At 45.3% G+C, this 26,608-nt stretch carries 20 protein-coding genes; 17 read left to right on the plus strand and 3 right to left on the minus strand.

The features are described 5' to 3' along the window. Positions 1–80 precede the first annotated feature (80 nt). From BMX95_RS22235 to BMX95_RS22270, 8 genes are all read left to right on the plus strand, one after another. Positions 81–3,470, plus strand: coding sequence for a TonB-dependent receptor (locus BMX95_RS22235; protein ID WP_207631490.1), 3,390 nt, complete (start codon positions 81–83; stop codon positions 3,468–3,470). A gap of 26 nt (positions 3,471–3,496) precedes the next feature. Next, entirely contained in the window at positions 3,497–5,188 is a 1,692-nt protein-coding gene (locus BMX95_RS22240; protein ID WP_081197760.1) for a RagB/SusD family nutrient uptake outer membrane protein, read from the plus strand. 49 nt (positions 5,189–5,237) lie between these two features. Then, positions 5,238–6,230: a discoidin domain-containing protein gene (locus BMX95_RS22245; protein WP_081197759.1), complete on the plus strand. Its 993-nt coding sequence runs from the start codon at positions 5,238–5,240 to the stop codon at positions 6,228–6,230. A 393-nt stretch (positions 6,231–6,623) separates the two neighbouring features. Next, the gene (locus BMX95_RS22250) at positions 6,624–7,268 is read left to right on the plus strand and encodes a hypothetical protein (protein ID WP_081197758.1); all 645 of its coding nucleotides are present in this window, start codon (positions 6,624–6,626) and stop codon (positions 7,266–7,268) included. A gap of 138 nt (positions 7,269–7,406) precedes the next feature. After that, complete coding sequence (locus BMX95_RS22255; protein ID WP_081197757.1) at positions 7,407–8,036, plus strand: hypothetical protein; 630 nt, start codon at positions 7,407–7,409, stop codon at positions 8,034–8,036. Between the two features lie 49 nt (positions 8,037–8,085). Beyond that, on the plus strand, positions 8,086–9,087 hold the full coding sequence (locus tag BMX95_RS22260) for a sensor histidine kinase (RefSeq protein ID WP_081197756.1): 1,002 nt from the start codon (positions 8,086–8,088) through the stop codon (positions 9,085–9,087). Beyond that, positions 9,084–9,770, plus strand: coding sequence for a LytR/AlgR family response regulator transcription factor (locus BMX95_RS22265; RefSeq protein WP_081197755.1), 687 nt, complete (start codon positions 9,084–9,086; stop codon positions 9,768–9,770). Before BMX95_RS22260 ends, BMX95_RS22265 begins: the two co-directional genes overlap by 4 nt. A 9-nt stretch (positions 9,771–9,779) precedes the next feature. Beyond that, positions 9,780–10,535: a 3-keto-disaccharide hydrolase gene (locus BMX95_RS22270; RefSeq protein ID WP_081197754.1), complete on the plus strand. Its 756-nt coding sequence runs from the start codon at positions 9,780–9,782 to the stop codon at positions 10,533–10,535. On the opposite strand, the gene BMX95_RS22275 is transcribed toward BMX95_RS22270, so the two are convergent. The 3 genes from BMX95_RS22275 to BMX95_RS22285 form a co-directional block, all read right to left on the minus strand. Beyond that, positions 10,441–11,424: a hypothetical protein gene (locus BMX95_RS22275; protein WP_177193710.1), complete on the minus strand. Its 984-nt coding sequence runs from the start codon at positions 11,422–11,424 to the stop codon at positions 10,441–10,443. The genes BMX95_RS22270 and BMX95_RS22275 overlap by 95 nt on opposite strands. Then, positions 11,424–12,881, minus strand: a complete 1,458-nt coding sequence (locus BMX95_RS22280) for an MBOAT family O-acyltransferase (RefSeq protein WP_081197753.1) — start codon at positions 12,879–12,881, stop codon at positions 11,424–11,426. Before BMX95_RS22280 ends, BMX95_RS22275 begins: the two co-directional genes overlap by 1 nt. 98 nt (positions 12,882–12,979) lie before the next feature. Beyond that, entirely contained in the window at positions 12,980–13,894 is a 915-nt protein-coding gene (locus BMX95_RS22285; protein ID WP_081197832.1) for an SMP-30/gluconolactonase/LRE family protein, read from the minus strand. 136 nt (positions 13,895–14,030) lie between these two features. Between BMX95_RS22285 and BMX95_RS22290 the strand changes: the two genes are divergently transcribed. From BMX95_RS22290 to BMX95_RS22330, 9 genes are all read left to right on the plus strand, one after another. Then, entirely contained in the window at positions 14,031–14,627 is a 597-nt protein-coding gene (locus tag BMX95_RS22290) for an RNA polymerase sigma factor (RefSeq protein ID WP_081197752.1), read from the plus strand. Between the two features lie 70 nt (positions 14,628–14,697). Next, entirely contained in the window at positions 14,698–15,870 is a 1,173-nt protein-coding gene (locus BMX95_RS22295) for a FecR family protein (RefSeq protein ID WP_081197751.1), read from the plus strand. Between the two features lies 1 nt (position 15,871). Further along, positions 15,872–19,144: a SusC/RagA family TonB-linked outer membrane protein gene (locus BMX95_RS22300; RefSeq protein ID WP_081197750.1), complete on the plus strand. Its 3,273-nt coding sequence runs from the start codon at positions 15,872–15,874 to the stop codon at positions 19,142–19,144. Between the two features lie 11 nt (positions 19,145–19,155). Then, positions 19,156–20,574 carry a RagB/SusD family nutrient uptake outer membrane protein gene (locus BMX95_RS22305; protein WP_165758818.1) on the plus strand — a complete coding sequence of 473 codons (1,419 nt, stop codon included), beginning with the start codon at positions 19,156–19,158 and terminating at the stop codon, positions 20,572–20,574. Between the two features lie 282 nt (positions 20,575–20,856). Continuing rightward, positions 20,857–21,612, plus strand: a complete 756-nt coding sequence (locus BMX95_RS22310) for an SDR family oxidoreductase (protein ID WP_081197748.1) — start codon at positions 20,857–20,859, stop codon at positions 21,610–21,612. A 61-nt stretch (positions 21,613–21,673) separates the two neighbouring features. Further along, positions 21,674–22,414: an SDR family oxidoreductase gene (locus tag BMX95_RS22315; RefSeq protein ID WP_081197747.1), complete on the plus strand. Its 741-nt coding sequence runs from the start codon at positions 21,674–21,676 to the stop codon at positions 22,412–22,414. Positions 22,415–22,524: 110 nt separating this feature from the next. Next, positions 22,525–23,655, plus strand: a complete 1,131-nt coding sequence (locus BMX95_RS22320) for an ABC transporter ATP-binding protein (RefSeq protein WP_165758817.1) — start codon at positions 22,525–22,527, stop codon at positions 23,653–23,655. A gap of 11 nt (positions 23,656–23,666) precedes the next feature. Next, entirely contained in the window at positions 23,667–25,181 is a 1,515-nt protein-coding gene (locus BMX95_RS22325; protein WP_081197745.1) for a hypothetical protein, read from the plus strand. Positions 25,182–25,288: 107 nt separating this feature from the next. Continuing rightward, positions 25,289–26,608, plus strand: coding sequence for an ATP-binding protein (locus tag BMX95_RS22330; protein WP_081197744.1), 1,320 nt, complete (start codon positions 25,289–25,291; stop codon positions 26,606–26,608).

Consider the following 26,608-nt stretch of genomic DNA (forward strand, 5'->3'; position numbering starts at 1 on the left):
TGAACAAAGCTATGCTTTTTAGGGATCTATTTAAACCCATGCCAATGGGCAGCGGGTACCTAACCAAAACGTTGCGGCTCATGAAACTAACCGCCTTTTTATTGTTTGCCGGCTTTATGCAGGTAAGTGCAAACGGAATATCCCAAACGGTAACGCTTACGAAAAAGCAGGCACCGTTGGCTTCCGTTTTCAGGGAAATACAAAAACAAACGGGATACCGTTTCTTTTACACGCTCGAACTGCTGGAGAATACCGGCAAGGTAGACATCGATGTAAAGAACGCACCGTTGAATGTAGCGCTCGACAAATGTTTGGCGAACCAGCCATTGGTATACAGCATTGTTGAGAAGCATGTGATCATTGAGTTGAAAGCGCCAAAACCGCCAACCGCTGACCGGTTGGCAAAACCCGTGAAAGGTACAGTGAAAGATGCCGAAGGGAATCCGCTCGCCGGCGTTAATATAACTATAAAGAATTCTACCATTGGTACCACCACCAATGCTACCGGACAATTTACCCTCCCGGCAGAAGAAAAGGATGTACTGGTGATCTCTGCCGTGAGTTATGTAACCGTAGAAATACCGGTAGGCAAGGAAGAAACCTTTAACATTACCCTGGAATTATCGAAGAAGAATTTGAATGAAGTGGTGGTGATAGGATATGGTACCCAGAAAGTCGGTAACCTTACCGGCGCCATTTCCAATGTTAGTTCAAAACAACTCGAAAGCCGGCCACTGGTGAACCTGGCGCAGGGCCTGCAGGGTACCGTTCCCGGTTTGAATGTGGATTTGAATAACGGAGCACCAGGACAGGGTGGGTCGTTCAGCATTCGCGGAAACGGTTCATTAGATCCTACCAATGCAGCGCCGCTGGTGTTGGTGGATGGCGTGGTAATGGACCCCAATCTTATCAGTCCCGATGATGTGGCAGATGTAACGGTGTTGAAAGATGCTGCCTCTGCTGCCATTTATGGAGGCCGTGCTGCCTATGGCGTAATCCTCATCACTACAAAAAAAGGAAGACCCAATGCAGGCATGAAGATGAGCTACTCGGGTAACTACACCATATCGCGTCCTACACGCATGCCCGAATACCTCACTGGTCCGGAATACATCAATATGTTCAGGGCCGCACAAAGAAATTCTTCCGGCGGTACTTATCAAAACTTTACCGACCAGGATTCTATCATGGCGCTGGCTTATTATAAAGATCCGGCTAATAATCCAAATGTATACGTTGACCCGGCTAATCCCAGTTTTTACAGGTATGTAGGCAATACCGACTGGATAAAAGAATTATATCCCGGCTGGCAACCCATGACGAATCATAACCTGTCGGTATCTGGCGGAGAAGGCAAAACAACCTATATGGCAAGCCTGGGATATTATAACCAGAAAGGGTTGTTAAAGGAAGCGCACCAGGAATATAACCGGTATAACGCCACGCTGAAAGTGAATACAAAAGCAACCAGCTGGCTGGAGTTGAACTTTAAAACCGCGCTCAACCATTCCGATCTCAATACCCCTAACGGTACCAAGTTCAATGATACCAGTTCCCTGACCAGCGGGTTCATTCCTACCGACCTTAAACCAATAATGCCCATCTATCATCCCGATGGTCACTTTTCCGGACAGGGAAGTTTTACCAATCAGTTTGCCTTAATGGCGTTGAATGGCCGGCAGAAATATTCTATCAATGATCTCTGGCTGTCTGGCGGTGTGGTAATAAAACCGGTAAACCATGTAAGGATTGTGGCCGACTACACCTGGAATTTTTATAATAACAACAGAACACAACATTATAAAGCATTTAATGAGTACGGCGTAAATGGCGTATTGCTGGGTACATATCCCTGGACAAGCCCCAGCCGGTTATATCAAACCGATAGTACCGATACCTATTATGCTTTGAATGGATATATTGAATATGAGAATACGTTTGCGAAAAAACATTATGTAAAGGCAATGGCCGGTTATAACGAGGAGTTGAAACAAAACAAGGGTTTTAATGTAACCGCCAAAAACCTGATAGATCCTACCATGCCCAGCTTGGTACCCAATTACGATCCGTCGCCGGTAATAGGAGGGGCTCAGAACCAGTGGGCCGTTAGTGGTTCCTTTTTCCGGGTGAACTACTTCTTCGATAATAAATACCTGTTGGAGGTGAATGGCCGCTACGATGGTACGTCACGTTTCCCACGCGGCAACCGCTATATTTTTGCACCTTCCGTATCAGGAGGCTGGCGGGTCTCTGAAGAAAAATTCTTCGCCCCGCTTACAAAATATGTTGATCAATTAAAGGTGCGGGCATCTTATGGTACGCTTGGCAACCAGGCTACCACCAAGCCATACCCGTATATTGCTACCATGCCGGTTGGGCAAACAGGATATGTGTTCGATAACAATCTTACCAGTCCTTATGTAGGGGCGCCCGGTTTGGTAAATGCCAATTTTACCTGGGAAAAGGTAACCACTTTCAACCTCGGTGCCGATGCCTCGCTGCTCGATAGCAGGCTCAATATCACCTTCGATCGCTATACCCGTACTACCAGCGACATGCTGGTGGGTTCCTTCCCATTGCCGGCAATCTTAGGTACGCCACCACCATCGCGCAATGCAGCTGAATTAAAAACAAAAGGCTGGGAGTTGAACCTGGTTTGGCGCGATAAAGCCATGCACGACCTGCATTACAGTGTAGCGTTTAATATGGCCGATTACCGCAGTACCGTTACCAAATATGATCTTAACCCAACCGGGGTTATAGGAAATGGTGTTTTTTATCAGGGTATGAAGTTTGGTGAGATCTGGGGATTTACAACCGATGGCTTTTTCCAATCGCAGGAAGAGGTGCAGAAATCCCCTTCTCAAAACGGTCTTGGTTATAGCCGCTGGGTAGCTGGTGATATTAAATACCACGACCTGAATGGCGATGGTAAAATTGATGTAGGTAAAAACACTGTGACCGATCCTGGTGACCAGCGCATTATTGGTAACAATACGCCGCGTTACCGTTTTGGTTTGAACCTGTCAGCCGACTATAAAGGATTTGATGTAACTGTTTTCTTCCAGGGTGTGCTTAAAAGAGATTACTGGTTAAGCGGTACTTACTTCTGGGCCTTTGCCGATGACGAATGGGGAGTTCCGGTAAAATCACAATTGGATAGCTGGACGCCGCAGAACCCGAATGCATATTATCCGCTTACGCAGTTTGGCGCCGGGTTCGATCATCAGCAGCAGACAAAGTATTTGCAGAATGCTGCGTATACCCGCCTGAAACAGGCTACCATCGGATATTCAGTGCCATCTACTTTCCTGAAGAAGTTCAAAATGGACCGCGCCAGAGTGTATGTTACCGGGCAGAACCTTTTTGAGTTCACCAAACTGCATGAAGGATTTGATCCGGAATTGCTGAGCGCTACGGCTTATCCGTTAAGCCGGGCTGTAACATTTGGACTGCAGTTGGGACTGTAATTTCTTAAAACAAACATCAAGGGAGAATGAAAAAGATCATTTCAATAATAGTAGTTTCTATAATAGCCTTCAGCGCCTGTAAAAAGGAGGATTTCCTCGACAGGTTTCCACAGGACTCCATCAGCGAGCCTACTTATTTTAAAAATGAGAACGACCTGAAGTTGTTCCTGAATCAGTTTTATGATTCATTGCCGGCGCAAAACCCGGGCTTCCAGAGTGCGTACAATGATTTTAATTCAGATAATTTTGCACAGGCAAAAATTGACCAGTTCCTGGCCAACCAGCTTACCATACCGGCAAGCGGTGGTGGCTGGACGCAGACAACCTGGTCGGCTATTCGCAACGTAAATTATTTTTTACAACGCTATAACAAGGCCGAAGCCGATAATACGATAAAAGGATATTACGCCGGTGAGGCCCATTTTTTCAGAGCGATCTTATACTGGCAAAAAGTAAAACTGTTCGGCGCCGTTCCCTGGTTGTCGAATGACCTTACCGATACATCTACAGCACAATTGTACGGCCCTCGTCAGCCGCATACGGTAGTGATGGATTCTATACTGGCCGATCTCAACTTTGCAGTAGCCAATGTCGCCGAAGCTACCAATACACAATTTGCCGGCCGTGTTACCAAAGACGTGGCCCAGGCATTAAAAGCACGCATCTGTTTATGGGAAGGTACGTATCGCAGATACTGGGCACTGGGCGGCGAACAGAGCTGGTTGCGTGAAGCGGCTACGGCATCGGAAGCATTAATAAACAGCGGCCGTTACGCTATTTATAAAACCGGCAACCCATCAACAGACTATTACAATTTATTCATTCAGGAAGAATTAAAAGGAAACAAAGAAGCCATCCTGGCCCGGCGGTATATCAAAGACGTGAATATGCAAAATACCACGCGCGATATCTCGAACGTATGGCCCGCACTGAGCAAAAACTTTGTACGTTCATTTTTATGTACAGATGGCCTGCCAACTTCGTTAAGTCCTTTGTATAAAGGAGATGATTCATTAGACCAGGAACAATTAAACCGAGATCCCCGGTTCACCCAGATCATTGCCACCCGGGGTTTTTCTTTCAAGAACAATGCCGATGGTTCAAAAGATCTGATGACGCTGCCCCGTATTCCTTCGATAGTAACAGGTTATGGTGCTGTTAAAGCTTATAGTCCTGATCCGGCACAATGGAATAGTAACCAGTCGACCCTCGACCTGTTTATCTTCCGCTATGCAGAAACGTTACTCATTTATGCCGAAGCTAAAGCAGAGCTGGGTGAGGCCGATCAAACCGTGATCGATAATACCATCAATAAGATCCGTGACCGCGTTGGCATGACCCCGATGGTCGTTGGTTCATTAGTGAAAGACCCCAGATCAGATTTTCCCGGAGTGCCCGTGTTGTTAGATGAAATAAGAAGAGAAAGAAGGATTGAACTGGTAGGGGAAGGATTCCGTTACGATGACCTGGTACGCTGGAAAGCAGGTAAATTGTTGGAGAACCCCGAAACCATTTTGGGGATGAAACTGGTACCTGCCATCCGGGCGCAATATCCGGCTGCACAGATCAGCAGCATTCAGGTAGATGCCAATAACTACATCAGGGTATATACCGATATTACAGCAAGGACCTGGTATGATAAACTCTACCTGCGTCCATTGCCAATCGATCAGCTGACGCTTAACCCCGCATTGGCGCCGCAGAATCCAGGTTGGTAATATATATGGTAAAGACACTAAACTGTAATGCTTATTAAAAAGAGAACCAATGAAAAAACTAATTATACCATCTTTAAGCTGCTGCCTCCTGCTGGTTATAGGCAGTTGCAAAAAAGATAAAGCCTTTTCAGAAGAAGGCGGCGATGTAAAAATTTATATGTCACAGGCAGTGAGCAATACAGCCGATGATAATGGCTACACCACCATTTCTGTTATTCAACGGGCAACGGGGCAGGCCGATAGCCTGTTTTCGTTTGATGTAAATGCTTACTTCGGTGGCTCCGGTTACGCACATGCTCCAGGTGATGTGCCCGTAACCTTTCAACTGGATTATTCCAAATGGGATTCCATCAATGCTGCACGACAAACGGCCGGGCTCCCGCTGTTTGAGAAAATACCCGACAGTGTATTTTCATTCCCTGCTACCACTGCAGTAATAAAGAACGGCAGCAACATCAGTGAAAACATTTCCTTTAAGATCAGTTCGAAAAGAATACAGAAAGATCATAACTATATGATCCCGCTGGGTATTGCAAGCGTTGGCAATGGGTATGCGATAAACACCTCGAAAAGCACGGCTTTTTTTGTAGTGAAAGCTGAAGATCCTTCGCTTGACCGTACCAACTGGACCATTAACGAATTCGATTCCCAGGAAGCGTCCGGTGAAGGGCCAAACAACGGACGTGCCATCTTTGTGTTGGATGGCAATACCACTACCTTCTGGACAAGCCAGTGGGATGGGTTTGAACCGCCGTTGCCGCATCATGTCTCTATCGACATGCATACTACTATTACCTTGAATGGAGTGATAATAACCCGCAGACAAAACGTAACCAATGGTTCGCCCAAAGCATTCAATGTAGATGTAAGTACCGACGGCAGCAACTGGAAGCCGGCAGGTACTTATGAACTGGCATCCGTAAATCCAAAACAATTCTTTTTGTTTGCCACACCCATGGCCGCAAGGTATTTCAGGATAACTGTTACAACTGTTTGGGGTGTAGCCAATTCAACATTTTTATCAGAGATAGGGGCTTTCTAAACTGTTTCTGTTTGTGCAAGCGACCCCGATCCCGGCTTAACTGGGACGGGGTTTTTTTATTTGGATGTGTTCATTCACTCAATCACATTCAACTGCTCCAGCACCTTTTGGTATAAGGTCCGTGAAATAGGAATATGAGTCTACGGGTTGAAATAGACGCAGCCGGCGGCACGCTGCTGGAAGCTGGAGATGCGGTACAAGACTCCAATGGTATTGATTGAACCTACACCACCACCCAGGCGAACACCCAACTGGCTGGTACTAAGATCACTGCCATTGCGACCGATGTTCCGGGCAATGAAGGAATATTGGACGTATCTTTGTAATGGGTAAGAATTCGGTTCCGGCCTGGCCGGGACCGAATTCTCTTTCCTTCAATTATAAATAAAAGATATGAGCAGGTTATCGAAGCGGCATTTTTGGGAGTGGTTCACACGTAACAATAAGGAATACCTCGACCTAAATAATAAATCTAAAAAAGAAGCCACCTACTGGCTGAATGAATTGAATACGCATTTACGCGCTTATTACAAGTTCTTTGAATACACACTGGTGCTGCCAAATAATGGAGATACCCCCGTATTTACCATTACGGTCCATGGCAAAGCAATGCACTTCGACAAAGTGGAAAAACTGGTAGCTACGGCACCGGAAATCCCAGGCTGGAACATTCAGGCACTGGAAGAACCCCGGGCCATTGACTTTTTTCTGGAAGAAAAAATTGAAGCATTAGGTATTCATCCCAGTGAGTGCAGCTTTTCATTTGAAAGTGACGATCCGGAAGATAAAGGGGTCATTGTATATCATCCTTTGTGTACGGAGGAAAATGAATATCCCTTTTTACAAATGGCTTCTACCGCCGTATATAATTTATTGGGAGAAAAATCATTTGCCCTGGATACCAGTTATGTAAAAGTGGAAAATCTGTCGCGTGCCGATCCTGATGACGTTTACCCGCTGGAAGAACTGCCCGTTCATATTGCCTTACGCAAACCAGCCCTGGTGGTAGGCCCCAATGGCACCCTGCAAGGTTTGTAGTAAAAATAATCATGGAAGCCCCGACGATACAGTCGGGGCTTTTTTTATTAGTTCACCCCCCGTTTTTTGTTGTTTGCCGGATTTATTTTACCACCCCGCGCCTTCGTTTTTATTTTAGGGTAACAAAAAAATTAAACAATGAAAACAAAAATTGCTTTGATCCTGCTCCTGATAGGAGCGTTTATTCTGCCCGGATGTGTTTTTTCTCTATACCCCCTGTATACCGAAAACGACCTGGTTTACGATAACAACCTGGAAGGCGTATGGGGTGATACCTCAAAAAATACCTGGAAATTCGAAAACCTGATGCAACATGAAATGGCGCCTTATAAAAACAAACCGGAAAGGGAGAAACAGGAGATAATAAAGGGGCAATTGATTAACAAAAAAACATATCTGTTAACCTGTACAGAAAATGGGGAAGCCCGGAAAATGCAGGCCCATTTAACGCAGCTCGATGATAACCTGTTTTTAGATATCTTCCCGGATGATTTAAATTTAAAGAATAGTTTTTTCGAGACCCAGTTTGTGCCGGTTCATACCTATGCAAAAGTTAAGATAACCGGCAACCGGTTCGAATTATATTTTTTAAATACAGATTTGATGGATAAGTTATTAGAGCAAAATACCATCAGGATTAAATACGAGAAGTTGAATAACTATAAAGTAATCACCGCTTCTACCGAAGAATTGCAGAAGTTTATAAAGAAATACGCCAATCGCAGGGACCTGTTCAATGATGCGGCGTTCTTAACCAAAAAAGCTTAACCAGGTGGGAAAATTGCGGCCATTCATAAATAACCTTTTTCAAAACAGGATGTTACAACATATCCTGTTTTGGAGTGTCAGCTATTATGACCTCATTCATTCGTTTTCTATCACCAATAACATCGAGACCATTGATTACATCTATACGGCTGTGTTCCATATCACCATTGTACTGGCCGTGTACGTCAATGGGTTTGTATTAATTCCCCGCCTGCTTGCCCGGAACAAGTATGGACTGTATGCCGTGTGTGTGCTGGCGTTATTGGCGGGAACAGCACAATTGAACATTTTCATCTATAGCCATGCGATCGATTTCTTTTTGCCCAACTATTTCTTTGTGTCAAACTTCGGATTTTGGCAGCTGGTACAGTTTGGATTTGTATACCTGGCGATAACCACTTTATTAAAATTATCGCGGGCCTGGTTTCGCCTTATTGAACTGGAAAGAGAAAAAGCCAGTACCGAATTGCTGTTCCTGAAAATGCAGCTCAATCCGCATTTCTTATTCAACAGCTTAAACAATATTTATTCGCTGGCGCTGAAAAAAGATACCATGGCACCCAATAGCATCCTGAAGCTGGCCGAAGTAATGCGGTACATGATCTATGAAAGCAATGAGAACGCGGTGCCCCTGCAAAAAGAACTTGATTACATCAATAATTACATAGATTTACAAAGACTGCGTACACGGGATAATGCCTCGATTGTTTGTACAGTCACCGGTGAGGCCGCAAACAGCTACATAGCACCGTTGGTGCTGCTGGTATTTATCGAGAACGGTTTTAAACATGGCATAAAGGCCACCATTCATGAATCGTTCGTGCACATACTGATAAATATAAGTGAGGATCTGTTGCAGATGACCGTAGAGAACAGCAAGGGCGTGATAGATGAAGTGGAGAATGACAACTTCCGGGGACTGGGCCTGGAGAATGTAAAACGAAGACTGGAATTATTGTACCGGGGAAAATATGAACTGACCATAAACGATACCAAAGAAAAATACAGGGCAGTATTACAGCTTCCCCTGCAAAAAACGAGTAGCCAATGAAAATAAGATCATTGATAGTGGATGATGAACCACTGTCGCAGGAAATTATTGAAACCTATTGCAAAGACCTGCCGGTGATTGAACTGGTAAAAACCTGTAACAATGCCCTGGAAGCATTGGAGGCATTAAAACAGCACGACATCAGGTTGATCTTCCTCGATATCAACATGCCCATGCTCTCGGGTATAAATATGCTGAAAACGCTCACCGCGCCGCCCGCTGTCATCTTTACGAGTGCCTATGCAGAATACGCCATCGATGGGTTCGATCTGGATGCGATCGATTACCTCGTAAAGCCGTTCTCTTTTGAGCGGTTTGTAAAAGCGGTTAACAAAGTACGGGACAAACTGGGAAAACAAACCCATAACGACCAGGACTTCATCGTAATAAAGGCCGATAAAAAACTGTACAAGCTCGACTTTGCCGAGATCAGCTATTTTACTTCCGTGGGCGATTATGTAAAGGTCTTTACAAAACAGGGGAAGGTGATCATTACCAATGAAACCCTTCGCAATATTGAAATGAACCTGCCCGCTGCCTTGTTTATCCGAACACATAAATCGTACATCGTTTCCATTAAAGCCATCCGGTATATAGAAGGAAACCAGTTAATGGTTGATGGAACCTCCATTCCTATAGGATTAACATACAAGGATGAACTGATAAACAGGTTTAATGCTTAATTTTAAGCCATGCACAAAATAATAAGCTTCGCCCTGGGAATTGTAGTATTAGTTAGTTGCCATACCTCAAAACAGGCTACAGGAAAAAACAACGATGGTTTTGTTCGCATCTTCGACGGAAAAACGCTGACCAATTGGGTAGGGGACCCCACCTACTGGCGGGTTGATAGTGGCTGCCTGGTGGGCGTGGTAACCCCGGAAACGTTGTTGAAAAGGAATAGCTTTATCATCTACCAGGGCAATATGCCCGATGATTTTGAGCTCACCTGTGAATACAAAGTATCTGCCAAGGGAAACAGCGGCATCAATTACCGCAGTGAAAAAATGACGGACGCCCCCAATGCCCTGCGTGGTTACCAGGCCGATCTGAACGGTCCCAATACCTATACCGGCAGCAATTATGAAGAACGAAAACGCACCACGCTGGCCTCTCAAGGTGAGAAAACAATCATTCCAACCATACAGATCAATCCTGATTCTTTACAATCGCAGATCAAAAACAACCAATGGATACCTAAACAGGTAGTGGAAACATTGGGTAACCCGGCGGAGTTGAAAGCGGCGATCAAAGTGGATGACTGGAACCAATACCGCATTGTGGTAAAAGGCAATCATTTGCAGCATTACATCAATGGCGTGCTTATGAGCGATGTAACGGACAACGATACCATCAATAGGCGCTTTTCCGGTTATCTGGGCGTTCAGGTGCATGTGGGCCCGCCGATGCGAATTGCGTTTCGCGATATCCAGGTGAAAAAACTTTGAGTATGGAATCTTTAATGATGGCAGTGGCAATAGTAGCACCTTTGTCGTTTAAATGATCGATGTCGAAGAACAGGCTGTCCGCTGACAGGGAAGGCGCGTTTTGCAGATTGATGTATTTGGCCTTCGTGTTATGAAGTAAGTCGGTTATCAACTGATTGCTCTTTTTTACCAGGTTGGTATCGAAGTAAGGATAGAACTGCCGGCAAACCGGCATGGTCACCAGTATGGTTTGAATTTGTTTTTGTTGAAGTTTGGTAATAAAAGCTTCGAACCTTTTATAGATCCTTCCGGCGCTGCTGGTATCTATCCAGTAGGTGTTCCAATCAATTAATTTTCGCTTGTACTTGTGTAACCGGTAATCAGGGTCTGCTTTCGACAGGTCGGCAAATTCGGCCCGGTAGCCCATAATGGTATCATTTTGATCGTTCGTGTTGTGTTCATTTAGCAAAAAACCACAGGTAAGGGCGTGAAATCTTTTTAACTTATATGATTTTATAAATCCATTCTTCAGGTTCCAGTGGTGATACAGTTTGGGGGCAGACTCTTCCCGCATTCCGGTAAAGTAAAAAGTGAAATAGTCAATTGGGAAGATCACGTATTTTAAATGAGGCAACTGGTCCAGGTTCTGCTCAATTATTTCCATGTCCAGTTCAATAGGTTTGCCCTCTTCGGCAAGATTCAGGGTTTTAATGGGCATTAAGGTGGGATTTATTCCATTCAACGTATGGCTGGTACCTGTTACCAGGCATTGCACACTTCCCTTGTTCTGCTCAAATAATTGCCTTTTATAAGTCACTATCCGGTCCTGTTCCTGGCGAACTCCAATCAGCAACAGCACCAGCACCGGGATAATAGACAGCTTCACTATTTTTATGATAAGTTGCTTCATTAGAACTGGAAATAAATGAATGAAACATTTTCTTTTTGAATGATCGAATTCAGCAGGAACATAGCCGTCAATGTATAGATAGCATACAACACTACCCTCGAGCTTAGGGCAATAAAGATGTTCCGCTTTCTGATCTCCAATCTTCTTTCATTTCTTCTGAACTGCCAGTCTATCACCAGCAGTGGTATTATATAAAGGAAAATAGACAGGTACGAGAGCGCCTCAGCCTGGTTATGGAAATTGGTAAAAATGCTTTTTGTGTAATCTAAAGCCGCAGCGATATCGTGTATGCGGAAGAAGATCCAGGCAAAGGTTACAAAACAAAAGGTAGTAAACATTTGCAGCAGCTCTTTACCATTGGGAAACAGGCGGTCGGCTGCCACCACTTCATTAACGTGTGTCCGGTTTCGGTTCATCAATAAAAGGGGCAGGAACCCACAGGCATGAATAAAACCCCAGGCAATAAAATTCCAGCTGGCACCATGCCAAAACCCGCTGACCAGAAAGATGATAAAGGTATTTTTTACCGCTTTGAGTTTGCCGCCTTTTGAACCACCCAAAGGAATGTACAGGTAATCCCTGAACCACGAAGAGAGGGAGATATGCCACCGGCGCCAGAACTCAGCGATGTCTCTTGAAAAGTAAGGGAACTTGAAATTACTCAACAATTCAAACCCGAATAATTTGGCAGTACCCAGGGCAATGTCTGAATACCCGCTGAAATCACCATAGATCTGAAAGGAGAAAGCGATGGCGCCCAGTATTAGGGTAAGACCGTTATGTTCCGTGTAATTATTAAAAATGCCATCGGCTATACCGGCAAGACTGTCGGCCACTACTACCTTTTTGAACATGCCCCATAAGATCAACCGGCATCCTTCGGCGGCCTGCCGGTAACTGAAGCTGCGCCTTTGCTGGATCTGGGGCAGCAGGTGCGTGGCCCGTTCAATAGGCCCTGCTACCAGTAATGGAAAAAAGGAAACAAAGACCGCATACTCAATAAAATTGGTAACAGGTTTTTGTCTGCCTCTATAAATGTCAAATACATACGACATGCCATGAAAGGTGTAAAAGGAAATGCCGATCGGCAGCGCTACTTCCAGTAAAGTGGGGTGTATATGTAGTCCCAGCGTGTCAAACCCCTGTTGAAATTGCAGCGCAAAGAAGTTGTAATACTTGAATACGGCCAGAATACCGAGGTTATTGATAATGCTCAGCCATAAAAAAAGGCGGGCCCTTTTTCGGTTAAGCGAGGCAACAGAAAAGCCATAAACATAATCAAGGAAGGTGCTTAGGGCAAGCAGCGCCATAAACTGCCAGCTCCACCAGCCATAAAAGAAATAACTGGCAATAAGCAACAACCCGTTTTGCCACGACAGGCGCTTATTAAATACAAACCAGTATAAGCCAAAAACAATGGGCAGGAACACCAGAAAGGCAAGCGAATTGAATAGCACTGGCTTAAAGTTTTGGTAATGAATGGTAGTTTAAATTTAAATAAAAAAAAGCATTCAGATGAATGCTTTCTGTAATGATCGTGGTCATAATGTAGCGGTTACTCAACCCCTTTTACTTTCATATCCAATTCATAAATAGCTTCGGATGCAGTGATAAATAATTTGTTTCGTTGTTTACCGTAAAATGCAACATTGGCTGTCCATTTTTCGGGGATATTGATATGCGCGATTTGTTGTCCCTGGTTGTTGAACACCGTAACGCCATTACCGGTGAGGTAAACATTCCCCTTGTTATCGATCGTCATGCCGTCAGAGCCAATATTCGCAAACAGTTGGCCGTCGCTTAAGGAACCATCTTTATTGATGGTATAACGGTAAGTTTTATTTCCATTGAGGTCTGACACGTATAATTGCTTTCCATCGAGTGTGCCCACAATGCCATTGGGGCGTTTCATACTGTCAATTAATGGTTGCGGGTTTTTGCTTCCACGCATCAGCACATATACCTTCTCGGCCTCCATGTCGGGTTTGGTCCTCGTCCACCAGCTTCGCTGATAATAGGGATCGGTGAAATAAATATTGCCGCCCGGCGATACCCACACATCATTGGGGCCATTCAGCTTTTGCCCATTCAGGTCATTGATGAGCACGGTAATTTTTTTATTCCGGTCAATTGACCAAAGCTGGTTCTGTTCATCGGCGCAGGAGATCAGGTTGCCCTTTCTGTCGAAATACATGCCATTCGAACGGCCGGCGCTGTCGAGGAAAACAGACAGGTTGCCGTCGATGCTGTATTTCCATATTTTGTTATTGGGCTGATCGGTAAAGTAAATATTTCCTTTGCTGTCGGTGGCCGGGCCTTCAGTAAAACTGAATTGCCGGGAGATGAGGCGCGGAGCAGCGCCATCGGCTATAATACTGGTATCTGAAGAACGATTGTTTTGAGCGTTTCCTGTTAAGCTACAGCCATACCATAAAGCAAGCAATGCCAATTTCTTTGAGGTGATTATCATGATCAATTTGATTAGACATTGAAGATACAACGTAGAATGTTTTAGCAGACAGTACAGGACGGGGAAAATAGGGTTGCGGATTAGATATGTATAATAAATTAATCATGTATTTTGTGCGCCCAATCATTTCACCCACATGTCCAATCACACATTACAGCAAGAGGCAGCATTGGTTCAACGGCTTTCGTCGGGTGACGAGGAAGCATTCAGGGTGTTGTTTGAATGGTACACACCCAAATTGCTGGCATTTGTAATTGGCATGACCAAATCGCAAACGCAGGCAGAAGAACTGGTACAGGATAGTTTTCTGAAGATCTGGACCAACCGGGCATCCATGGCTAACGTAGAAGATTTCGGCGGCTACTTATTTATTATCGCCCGCAACAAGGTCATGGACCATTTTCGGCGCATGACCACCGAAGCAAAAGTGAAGCATGCGGTTTGGAAAAACATCAGCGAAAGCCAAAACAGTACCGAAGAACATATAGACGCCAGTGAAAGCCGCAGACTGGTGTCGGCAGCTATTGAACAATTGTCTACACAGAAACAGACTATTTTTCAGTTAAGCCGGTACGAAGGACTTACTCATGAAGAAATAGCCGAAAAGCTGGGATTATCAAAAAGCACGGTCAAAAATCACCTGGTTGAAACACTTCGCCACATAAAAGAATTTCTCCAACGCCATACAGATACGGCTATTATGTTGGTTATCATGCATTTTCTAAAAAAGTAAAAAAATATTACAAACAGGCAGTCCTTTCTTTCCGCTGCTGCGTCCTTGTAATGTATCCTAATTAAAGCACATGCAACCCGACCGCTCCAGACTGAGGTATTTGTTGGAAAAGTACGCAGCTAACACCTGTACGTACGAGGAGTTTAATGAATGCATTGGCTATTTTGAGCAGGCGGCAGAGAATGACATTATTCAGGAATGGTTGCAGGAAGAATGGGACGTGGCAAATGGTTCGGCAGAAACATCCGGCGAATGGGCGCATTTGTATCCATTGCAAAAAGCCGGCAGGGTAGTGCGGTTTGGCAGTTGGATGAAGTTTGCCGCAGCAGCAATTGTCGTGATCGGTTTGTCAATGGCAGTATATTATTATCTGATACCGGCAGGCAAAACAACCAGTCAACCTGCGGTAGCCAAACAATCGAAAGAAGATGTTCCTGCCCCAACAGGTACCCATACCATTCTAAAACTGACGAACGGATCGGAGATCATAGTAGACAATGCACAAAACGGAAAGCTGGCAGAAGAAGGCAGCGCCAATATTAGTAAGGCTGCAGGTGATGAGTTGATCTATAATTCAGTAAAGAAAAATACCGGGAACATTTTATACAACACCCTGGCTACAGCAAAGGGCGGTAAAATAAGTATACAATTGAATGATGGAACAAAGGTGTGGTTAAATGCCTTATCCACTTTGAAATATCCGGTAACATTTACCGGCGAAGAAAGAAAGGTGGAGTTAACGGGAGAAGCTTATTTCGAAGTAGCGAAGAACGCAACCAAACCATTCAAAGTTAAACTGGTCAATGGGGGCGAGGTGGAAGTATTAGGTACGCATTTCAACATTAACGCGTACGAAGATGAGGCTGTTATAAAAACAACGCTGCTGGAAGGAAAGGTGAAAATGTCGTCGATGATGAATGGCGAATGGGAAATGCTGAGACCTGGCGAACAGGTATCCCTCTCCCAGTCATCCCACCTATCCCAACCCATCCCGGTTCAGACAGACGAAATAATTGCCTGGAAAAACAACCTATTCTGGTTTGAAAATACGGACATGGAGACGGTCATGAGGCAGGTAAGCCGGTGGTATGATGTGGACATAGTATTTGTGGGCAAAATAGACAAGCATATTACCGGCACACTGCCTAAAAATGTACCCATTTCAACTTTACTAAAAGTGATGGAAGAGTCAGGGGGCATACATTTTACCATTAACGGAAAAAAGGTGAGTGTAAGCAGGTAACATGAAACGCATAGCTATCATATTACTCGCGGTATGTCTGATGATCAGTGCAACAGGTTTCTCACAAACAGTTACGCTTACGGGCAGGGCTATGCCTTTGAGCAAGGTCTTTTTATCAATTAGAAAACAGACGGGGATCAATTTCATATTTACTAACGAATTGTTGCGTGATGCAAAGCCAGTGAATATCCATGTAAACAATGCGCCCTTGCAGGAGGTACTGCGCATTGTTTTCAAGGATCAGCCAGTGACCTATACAATGATCTCGAATATCATTGTAATAAAGCGAAAGCCATTGACCTATCCGGCAGCAATGATCATAACGCCGCCGGAAGACGATGGGTTGATGGACCTGAGAGGAACGGTACGGGGCCGGGGAGAAGCCCTGGTGGGCGCTTCGGTAGTGTTGAACAATACTACCCGCGGTACCACTACCGATGCCAAAGGATCATTTGAATTACGAAGTATACCGCGGAATGCCCGGCTGGATATATCCTATGCCGGATATGAACACACAGCGGTAGACGTGAGCGGGCGCAATGCTTTACAGATCACCTTGAAGGAAAACGACACCCGGCTCGATGAAGCACAGGTGATTGCCTATGGGAAAGTAAGTAAACGATTTAATACAGGTAACGTAACAACGGTTAAAGCGGCGGATATTAAAACACACCCGGTAACGAACGTATTACAGGCTTTGCAGGGACTGGTGCCGGGTTTGTTTATTACTCAAAACACCGGTATGCCGGGCGGTTCATTCACCGTACAGGTAAGAGGCCAAAGCGGATTCAACGAGAACCAGCCTTTGTTTGTGATCGATGGGGTTACCTATCCCGCCGGCGCGCGGTTGCCCTTGTTGAATATGGCATTGTTTGGCGGCAATCCACTGAATTATATTGACCCGGCGATCATTGAAAGTGTGGAAGTGTTGAAAGATGCAGACGCTACTGCCATCTATGGTTCCCGCGGTGCTTATGGTGTAGTACTGATCACCACCCGTAAAGGCAAAGCAGGTACGCCGCACCTGGAAGTAAATTCATATGCGGGGGTAAGCGTAAGAGGAGTATCGCCAAAGCTGATGAACACCCAGGATTACCTGATGTTGCGAAGGGAAGCATTTAAGAACGATGGAGCAACACCCGGTGCATTCGATTACGATATAAACGGCAACTGGGATACTACCCGCTATACAAACTGGTTAGATGAAGTGATGGGCCGGCAAGCTTTTACAACCAAAACAGATGTGAATTTTTCTGGCGGCAGTGGCAATACCAATTATATGATTGGGGCCGGTTATAACAAACAATACGGTATTCACCACGTGCAGGGCGCGTTACAAAATGGCGGACTAAATTTCAATTTAAATACCGGCACTGCCAATCAGAAATTCACGGTGAGTATGACCAGTAATTATTCTACCAGTGTAAACGACATGGTGCCGTATGATTTTTCAACCGACCTGATGGTGGTACAGGCGCCCAATGCGCCACCCTTATTTACCGCCGATGGAAAGTTGAACTGGGATGAAGGCGGCGGTGCGGCAGCACCCCTGTATATGACCGATAAAACAGTAGTGAATACCCTGCTGACCAACACAATGCTTAAGTACAATCCGTTCAAAGGATTTAATATTAATCTGTCATTAGGATACAACCATATCTCGGGCCGGGAATTACTGGCCAAGCCAACAGCTTATTTTAATCCTAACGATATGCCGGCCGCGCAAACAACCAGTTCGCTGGAACAGTTTTCGAACCGGATAGTAAATGCGGATCCCTATATTTCTTATACGGGGACTCTCTTTCCGAAAGGTACCATCACCCTTACCGGCGGCGCGCGGGTTCAGGATGGATTGCAGAATAGCAGCACGATTACCGGCACCGGTTTTTTTTCCGATGCCTTGTTGGAAAATCCTGCAGCAGGGAATAAGGTGACTACTACATATGTAAGAACACTTAATAAACAGGTTGGTTTTTTTGCCCGCATCAATTATATGTGGGACCAGAAATACATCCTTAATTTAAATGGTACCCGGGATGGTTCTTCCCGGTTTGGGCCAAACAAACCATTCGGGAATTTTGGTTCCATAGGTGCCGCCTGGATATTTAGTGAGGAGGGATTTATTAAACAGCACCTGCGGTTCCTCAGTTTTGGCAAACTGCGCGGAAGCATCGGCGTCACAGGGGGAGATGGCATAGCAGATTACCAGTACCTGGACCGCTATCAGCTGTTGCCCAATCAATACCAGGGGAGTACCATCGCTTTTCCACTGGCTCTGCCTAATCCCGATCTGGAATGGGAGTTGAACCGGAAAAAAGAGCTGGGACTTGAACTGGGATTTTTTAAAGGAAGGATAGTACTGGAAATAAGTGCCTATAATAATAAATGCACCAATCAGCTGGTGGCACAGCAGTTGTCGTCGGTTACAGGGTTTAATCTCATCCGGTTGAATTCACCGGCGCTGGTCCAGAACCGTGGGTTGGAAATAATGCTCACCACCAGGAACATCGATACAAAAGATTTTACGTGGAAAACAATGTTCAATATTTCCTGGAACAACAACAAACTGATTTCGTTTCCGGGCAGCAACGACGCATTGAACGAGTTTGATGGCAACCTGGTTGTAGGAAAATCACTGGGGAATAAACGATTGTATAAATATGCCGGGGTGAACCCCGAAACAGGATCGCATAATTTTATCAATGCAAAAGGTGAGCAGGGTGAGTTTTTGCCTTTCTTTAGTCCACAGCAACTGACGGATGAAGATAAAACGGAAAACCTGGACCTGGCACCGAAGTACATTGGTGGTTTGCGGAACAGTATTTCCTGGAAGCGGTTTACACTCGAATTCCTTTTCACTTTTATAAACCGGCTGGGCCTTAATTTTCAGGCACAGCAAATAGGAATGCCGGGAGCCTTCGACAATAACTTTCCGGTAGCGGCGCTCAGACGCTGGCAAAAGAAAGGTGATGTCACAGACGTAGCAAAAGCTTCTCAAACCATACTTAGTCGTATAAGCACACTGACTTACAGGGCCAGCACCGGTGCTTATGAGCCCGCAGCATACGCCCGGTTGCGCAACCTGTACCTGGCATACAAGGTTGACCGGGACTGGTTGAAAAAAAAAGCAGGGCTGTCTGGCCTGACCATATATATGCAGGGCGAAAACCTGCTCACTATATCGAAGTATAAAGACCTTGATCCGGAAAACCTGTCCTATTCGGCTATGGCGCCATTGAAGGTATTAACTGGTGGCATCAACATTAGCCTTTAAATGAAATGAATATGAAGTCCGGTCGATTTACATATCTCGTTTTGCTGGGCGTAGTGGTATGCACAGGGTGCAAGAAATATATGCAGGTACCATTGCCCACAGATAAAATAACCGGTTCGGCGGCTTATGCCAATGACAATGCAGCATCGGGGGTAATAAGCGGTATATATTCGAGGTTTGTGAATGCCCGCTTCTTCGAAGGGTCGTATGGTATACCCTGTTGTACATCGCTGTACACCGATGACATGGTTGCGGTAAAAGGGCTGGTAGGGTCAACGGACTTTCAGCAGGCGTTTTATACCAATGCCCTGAACGAAAGTATCAGTGGCTGGTACTGGTCGCAACTTTATTCACAGATCTATGTAGCCAACGTGGCTATCGAAAATATCAGGAATAATACAAACCTGTTCAGGCGTGATCAATGGTTGGGAGAAGCGTTGTTTCTGCGGGGCTTTATGTATTTCTATCTAACGAATTTGTTTGGGAAGGCGGCGCTCGCTATTAGTTCGGATTACCACCTCAATAATCAATTGGTACGAAGCCCGCAAAATGAAGTGTACAGCCAGATCCTAAAAGACCTGAAAGAAGCACAGACTTTGTTACCGGTAGAGTACCGGGATGCAAATGGCAATATAACGTTAGACAGGGGCCGGCCGAATAAATATGCAGTTACCGCATTACTGGCGCGTGTTTACCTGTATACAAAAGACTGGGCCAATGCGGAAGCGCAGGCAAGTGCCATCATCAACAGCGGTGTAACCTTTCAACTGGAAGCGCCGGCGGCGGTGTTTGGTCAGCACAGCCGGGAAATGATCTGGGGATTGGCGCCTGTTAATTTCGCAGTCAGCGATGCTCCGGATTTTTTGATGGAACCCGACTGGGTACCGGGCGCACATGCGATCAATGCTACGTTGTCGACATTACTGGTGAACAGTTTTGAAACCAATGATGTGCGATATACCAACTGGGTAGGTAAGGCAACATCTGGTACGCCGGCGATGGATTATTATTATCCGGCAAAATATAAAATAAGGGCCGGCACTACGGCTAATGAATACCTGGCGGTCTTTCGCCTGGCCGAACAATACCTGATCAGGGCCGAAGCAAGGGCCCGGCAGGATAAAATAACAGGCGGCAACAGTGCGGAGAGCGATGTAAATGTGATCCGTAACCGGGCAGGCTTGTCAACAACGACTGCTTCAGACAAACCAGCCATGCTGAATGCCATTATGAAAGAACGAAGGGTGGAGTTCTTTACGGAAATGGGCCACCGCTTTTTTGATCTGAAACGCACCGATGCCATCGATGGGTTGATGGCTGCGGTAGCACCGCAGAAAGGAAGCGCCTGGTTACCTTTCATGCAATACTGGCCAATACCCAAAACAGATATACTGGCAAATCCGAACCTGGCACAAACACCAGGTTACTAATAAGATATTTCATCGGGTGGTCTCATATAAAAACGGTCGATGGTAGCAAAAGGTAGCGAAGACGTAACATCAGAGCTATAAAATCCCGACGTTTTCAAGTCCCGGCGTACCGATCTCTATCGGGATCGTCGGGAACTTTTTTCCCGCTTTATTTTTTCCGGCCTTAGATATTTGCAACTCTTGCTTAAATCCTTGTACGTGTGAAGGGGCGTTCCTGCGCCAACTTTGTGTCATCAATCGTACACAATCAAAACACAAATACAAACATTTAAAACATTTCTTATGAGCACTTCATTAAAAAACAAAGTTGCCTTAATTACCGGATCAGCCAGAGGTTTAGGTAAAGCCATTGCAGAACGTTATGCCTCCTTAGGCGCCGACATTGTTATCAACTATTCCCGCGACAAGGCTTCGGCCGAAGAAGTAGTGAAGAACATCAAAGCCCTGGGCGTTCAGGTTATTGCCATTCAGGCCGATGTAAGCAAGGTAGCGGAGATCAAACGCCTGTTTGAGGAAGCAAAAAAAGCCTTTGGTAAAATTGATATCGTCGTTGCCAATGCCGGTATTGAAATGGTGGAAACACCGGTTACCGAATTTACCGAAGAACAGTTTGACCGCCTGTTCTCCATCAACTCAAAAGGCTCTTACTTCACTATGCAACAGGCAGCACTCAACGTAGAAGACAATGGCCGTATCATTTACGTAGCCTCCAGCACCACCGCCTTCCCGGTAAAAGGTATGGCCGTATACGGCGGCAGCAAAACCGTTCCCCGCTACCTGGTGAATGTATTGTCACAAGAAATTGGCCATCGGGGTGTAACAGTTAATTCCATTATTCCTTTCGCCGTAGACCATTCCGGTATCTTCGCTGATCCAAATAGTTATCCCGAGCTGAGAAAATCACTGCTCGATAGCTGTCCCATGGGGCGCCTCGCTGAAGTAGAAGACGTAGCCAACATCGCTGAGTTCTTTGCCAGCCCGCTGTCTTCTTTTGTAAATGGTCAGCACCTGCTGGTGAACGGCGGCGCTAATCAATAGCAGCAGTTGCACTTTATCATAAACAACAATCAAAACAACAACAAACAAAAACTACATAGTTATGAACTCGTTAAGCAATAAAGTAATTTTAGTGACCGGCGCTTCAAGAGGTATTGGCGCCGCAGTAGCCAAAAAATTAGTCGGTCAGGGCGCCAAAGTAATTATCAATTATGCCGGCAACCAGGCCGAAGCCGACCAAACAGTAAAAGAGTTAAAAGACATGGGCGGCGATGCCATTGCCCTGAAAGCAGATGTGAGTAAGGCTGCCGAAGTAACCGCGCTGTTCGATGCTGCCATTGCGCATTATGGCAGAATTGACGTGCTCATCAACAATGCAGGTATTATGATCACAAAGCTGTTGAAAGACACTACCGACGAAGATTTTAACCGTCAGTTTGAAGTGAATGTACGCGGCACTTTCAATACGCTGCGCGAAGCCGCCACCAAACTGGCCAATGGGGGAACTATTATAAATACTTCCACCACATTGACCCGGGCCATGATCCCCACTTACGCAACTTATGTGGCCACCAAAGGTGCTGTTGAACAACTAACACGTGTATTTGCCAAAGAAATGGGCGCCAGAGGTATAACCGTAAATGCAGTATTGCCCGGTCCCACCAATACCGAATTATTTATAAAAGGAAAAACACAGGAAATGATCGATCGGCTGGCTTCGCTCAATGCGTTTAACCGCCTCGGTGAAGTAGATGATATAGCCAAAGTGATCGTTTTCCTGGCCAGTGATGATGCCAAATGGATCAGTGGACAAACCATTGGCATAAACGGAGCTATGGCTTGATTAGTAGCAAGCGCCTCCTTGCCTCTCCGCCAGCTGGCGGAGAGGTTGGTGGGGGGCCTGCTTGCACATTTGACCAATTTCTTGCATCTTTATGCCAACCAAATAACCCCATGCATACAAGAATTGCAGAAATTCAATCGTACCTCCGGCACAATGATCATTCCCTGGCTGTAAGAAGAATACTCGATGCCTCGCTCGACACCGCCGACGGGGCATTGTTACAGGAAGCCATCCGGGTAAGCCAGTCTTACCGGCAATATAAACAGGGCGAATTACCCGCATCATTTTTTGAATCAGCCCAACAGCTGTTGAATAAGATCAATACCGTTACGGAGCGGTTTGCTTATCAATCGACCCGGTTGGTAACGGCGCGGGACATCAGCAAAACATACGGTTCAGGAAACTTTAGCCTGCAACCCATCAGCATACAGATAAATACCGGTGATGTATTGGGCGTGGTAGGGGAGAACGGGAACGGTAAAACCACCCTGTTGCGTTGTATGGCCGGGCAACTGGCATTGGATGGCGGAAACCTCGAATTCCCACTGTTGGAACATCCCGATCATTACGACATAAAACACCACCTGGCGTTTATTCCCCAACGCATTCCCCGGTGGTATGGGTTATTGAAAGACAATCTGCATTTTGCGGCCGCTATTTCGGGTATTACCGGCGAGGAGAATAGGATCATGGTCGATTTTATGTTGGAGCGACTGGATCTTACGCCCTATGCGCACCTTACCTGGACACAGATCAGCAGTGGTTACCGCACCCGGTTTGAAATAGCCCGCATCTTATTACAAAAACCGCGCTTACTCATCCTCGATGAACCGCTGGCCAACCTCGATATCAATGCACAGCAAAGCATTCTTACCGACCTGCGATTCATGGCCAAATCGGTACACAACCCTATGGGTATTCTGCTCAGCTCACAGCAGTTGCATGAAGTGGAAAAAATTGCCGATACGGTACTGCTTATAAAAAATGGGTCCTGTTTATTCAGAACAGGTGAGCAGGAAAAAACAGCCGCTGCTTTTGTGATTGAATTGGAAACTACCGCCAATAGAGAAGCCTTGCTGAACATCCTGAACGGCAACGGTGAGCTGCAATTCAATGGCGGTTTTTACACCATCACTTCAAAAGAATTACAGGCGCAGCAGATCTTAACAAAGCTGGTAACAGGTAACATTCCCATTACCTATTTCCGCGACATTACCCATTCAACCAAACGCTTTATTTAATACTATTCCCCATGAACATAAACAGACCCCTGATGCCAGGGTTCCTAAAAAGAGCTGAACAAAAATTATTACTCAATAAACCCCTTATCTGGAGCACGCGGGTGCATTTGGTATTATACTATGGGATTTTATATAATTTATTGCTGGCCGGTCTTTGTTTCGTAGCGCCAATAGATCTTACAGGCTATTCACATGCGCCTTACTGGATAGGTTTTATAGTTATCATTGACATCATCGGATTGACGGTATGGCTCATTTACCTGCTTCGGTTCAATGTGTTCAAGAAGTATGGGAATATCAAACCGCTTCACGCACTGGTAACATTTCTGATGTATTTTATTAGTGTGGGGATCATCGTTTTATCGGCGTTTGTTTATCCGGCCGTTGAATGTATACGGGCCAATGTGGCTTTTGGCGATGAGGAATTGGTACATGACATCAATACCATGAATATCCGGATATGCCAGCTGGAGCATAAGCGCCTGAATACACCCTGGAAATATGATACGGTGGCTCCAGTAAAAGATATAAAAGTTAAAGCCGACAGCCTCCCACGTGAAGTGGATTATGACACGATAGTGGCTCCTGTAGAGCCGGCAGTAATACCTGCACATGGATCTTATAAGCTGGATACGGCTACCTTTCAGGACAGGCTGGTGCACGCAGATAGCGTAGTTAAATTAAATGACACCATGTACCTCGATTATCAAACGCCCGACCTGCTATTTGTGTCTGCTTATAGGATGGAGGATGGTGATACGAGAGAAAAGCTCTTATCTTCATTTGAGATCTATAACCGGTCGATCAGAAATCCACCGGCATCTGGTGAAAATACTGCTATAGCCAAAGAATTGTTGCAATTACAAAACAAATACCTCAACAAATCAAATTCATACTACCCTGGTTATGGAGAAGAAGTTGAACCCGGAGAAACCACTAATGGATTAATACGGAAGAAATACCATATAGCTGACATCAGTACCAGTGTATATAACATCGCAAATAAAAAAGACACGTTTTCTGATACGAGCCTGGGGCTGATCATTCGGTCGTTTTACTATTTTACATTAGTGATCTCTTTATTGGTCTTTATTTTCAGACATACTACCGTGCGTACGTTTTTCCTGTCCCTGCTGACTGGTGTATTGCTGACTATTTTTACGGTGCTTATTGAGTCATTGGCCAATGGTGGTTTTGAAATGTTTATTGGTTCAATGATTGGCTACGCGCTCCTGTTTTTTGTGGGCACCATCTTTACGTTCTCGCTTGCTAAAAGAAGTAAAGTGAATGGCATCCTGATCAATCTGTTCATTTTTATGATACCGGTATTGCCCCTGCTGGTGGTGGATCTGATCTATGAATTAAAGAAAGAGCAAAATTATCGACAACATGGGAGCTATTATGGAGCAGAAGTAGAGCAATATTTCGCGTATGCAGAAATTGGCGGGGCGGTATTGTTGCTGGTGCTACTGGCTACCTACCTCAATAAGGTGTACCGCCGCTGGTATTCGTTGCCGGAGAATTAAGCATTATTACACCGTAAAATAACAGTCGTAACCGCCTATTTTGTATATTTCGCCCGTTTTAACGTTCTATTAATAATATATACGTCGACTGTAATACAAATTGCATAATGAACGAGAATACTATTGAAAGTTTGCGGGAAGCGTTGCGGCATTCGCCCAACAACACCCCATTGAGGTTGTTGCTGGCCGATACATTGCTGGGGCTGAACCACCTGGAAGAAGCGGAAGCAGAATACACCCTGATCCTGAAATCATCACGTCGCGATACAAAAGCTACCATTGGCTTAGCCAAAGTTTTCTATAAAAAAGGCAATTATTCCGCCTGTAATGTGATTCTGGAAGAATTTATTGAAAGCGGCCACGATGACATAGAGGCACTGACCTGGTATGCTAAAGGGCTGCTAAAAGAAAACTCCATTGCTCGGGCGGTCGAAACCTATAAAAAAGTATTGGCCCTCGACCCCAATTTCTTCGATGAAGAACTGGATAGCCAGTTACGGGTGAAGGGCGGCCGCCAGGAACCAGATGCAGAAGAGGAAGAAGAAATGTACGACAGCCGTTTTTTACAAAAGCCATCCATCAATTTCAGTGACGTGGGCGGCATGGATGCCGTAAAAAAAGAGATTGAACTGAAGATCATAAAACCATTGATGCACCCAGATCTGTATAAAGCCTATGGCAAAAAGATCGGCGGTGGAATTTTATTATACGGCCCGCCCGGATGCGGAAAGACCTTCCTGGCAAAAGCAACTGCCGGACAGGTAAATGCCAAATTCATCAGCGTAGGATTGAATGATATCCTTGATATGTGGATCGGCAACAGTGAGAAAAACCTGCATGAGATCTTTGAACTGGCCCGGTACAATACCCCCTGTATTTTGTTTATCGATGAAATTGACGCCCTGGGCGCCAGTAGAAGCGATATGAAACAATCAGCAGGCCGCCACCTCATCAACCAGTTTTTACAGGAGCTGGATGGCATCGATACCAGCAACGAAGGCGTGCTGATCATTGGCGCTACCAATACACCCTGGAACCTGGACCCCGCGTTTAGAAGACCCGGCCGTTTCGATCGTATTGTATTTGTACCACCGCCAGATGAAACCACCAGGGGATCTATCTTGCAGTTAAAACTTAAAAATAAACCAATCGATTCCATCGACTATGTCCAGCTGGCGAAAAAGACCGAACACTATTCCGGCGCCGACATCGATGCCATCATTGACATAGCCATAGAACTCAAACTGGAATCTTCCTTTACCGATGGGGTGGTAAAACCAATTGAAACAAAAGACCTCCTGAGTGCCGTTAAAAAACACAAAGCAAGTACCCAGGAATGGTTCATGACCGCCAAGAATTTTGCCATGTTTGCCAATGATTCCGGTTTGTACGATGATATCCTATCCTATTTAAAAATAAAAAAGTGA

It is taken from the genome of Niastella yeongjuensis, assembly GCF_900110245.1.
GTDB lineage: Bacteria > Bacteroidota > Bacteroidia > Chitinophagales > Chitinophagaceae > Niastella > Niastella yeongjuensis.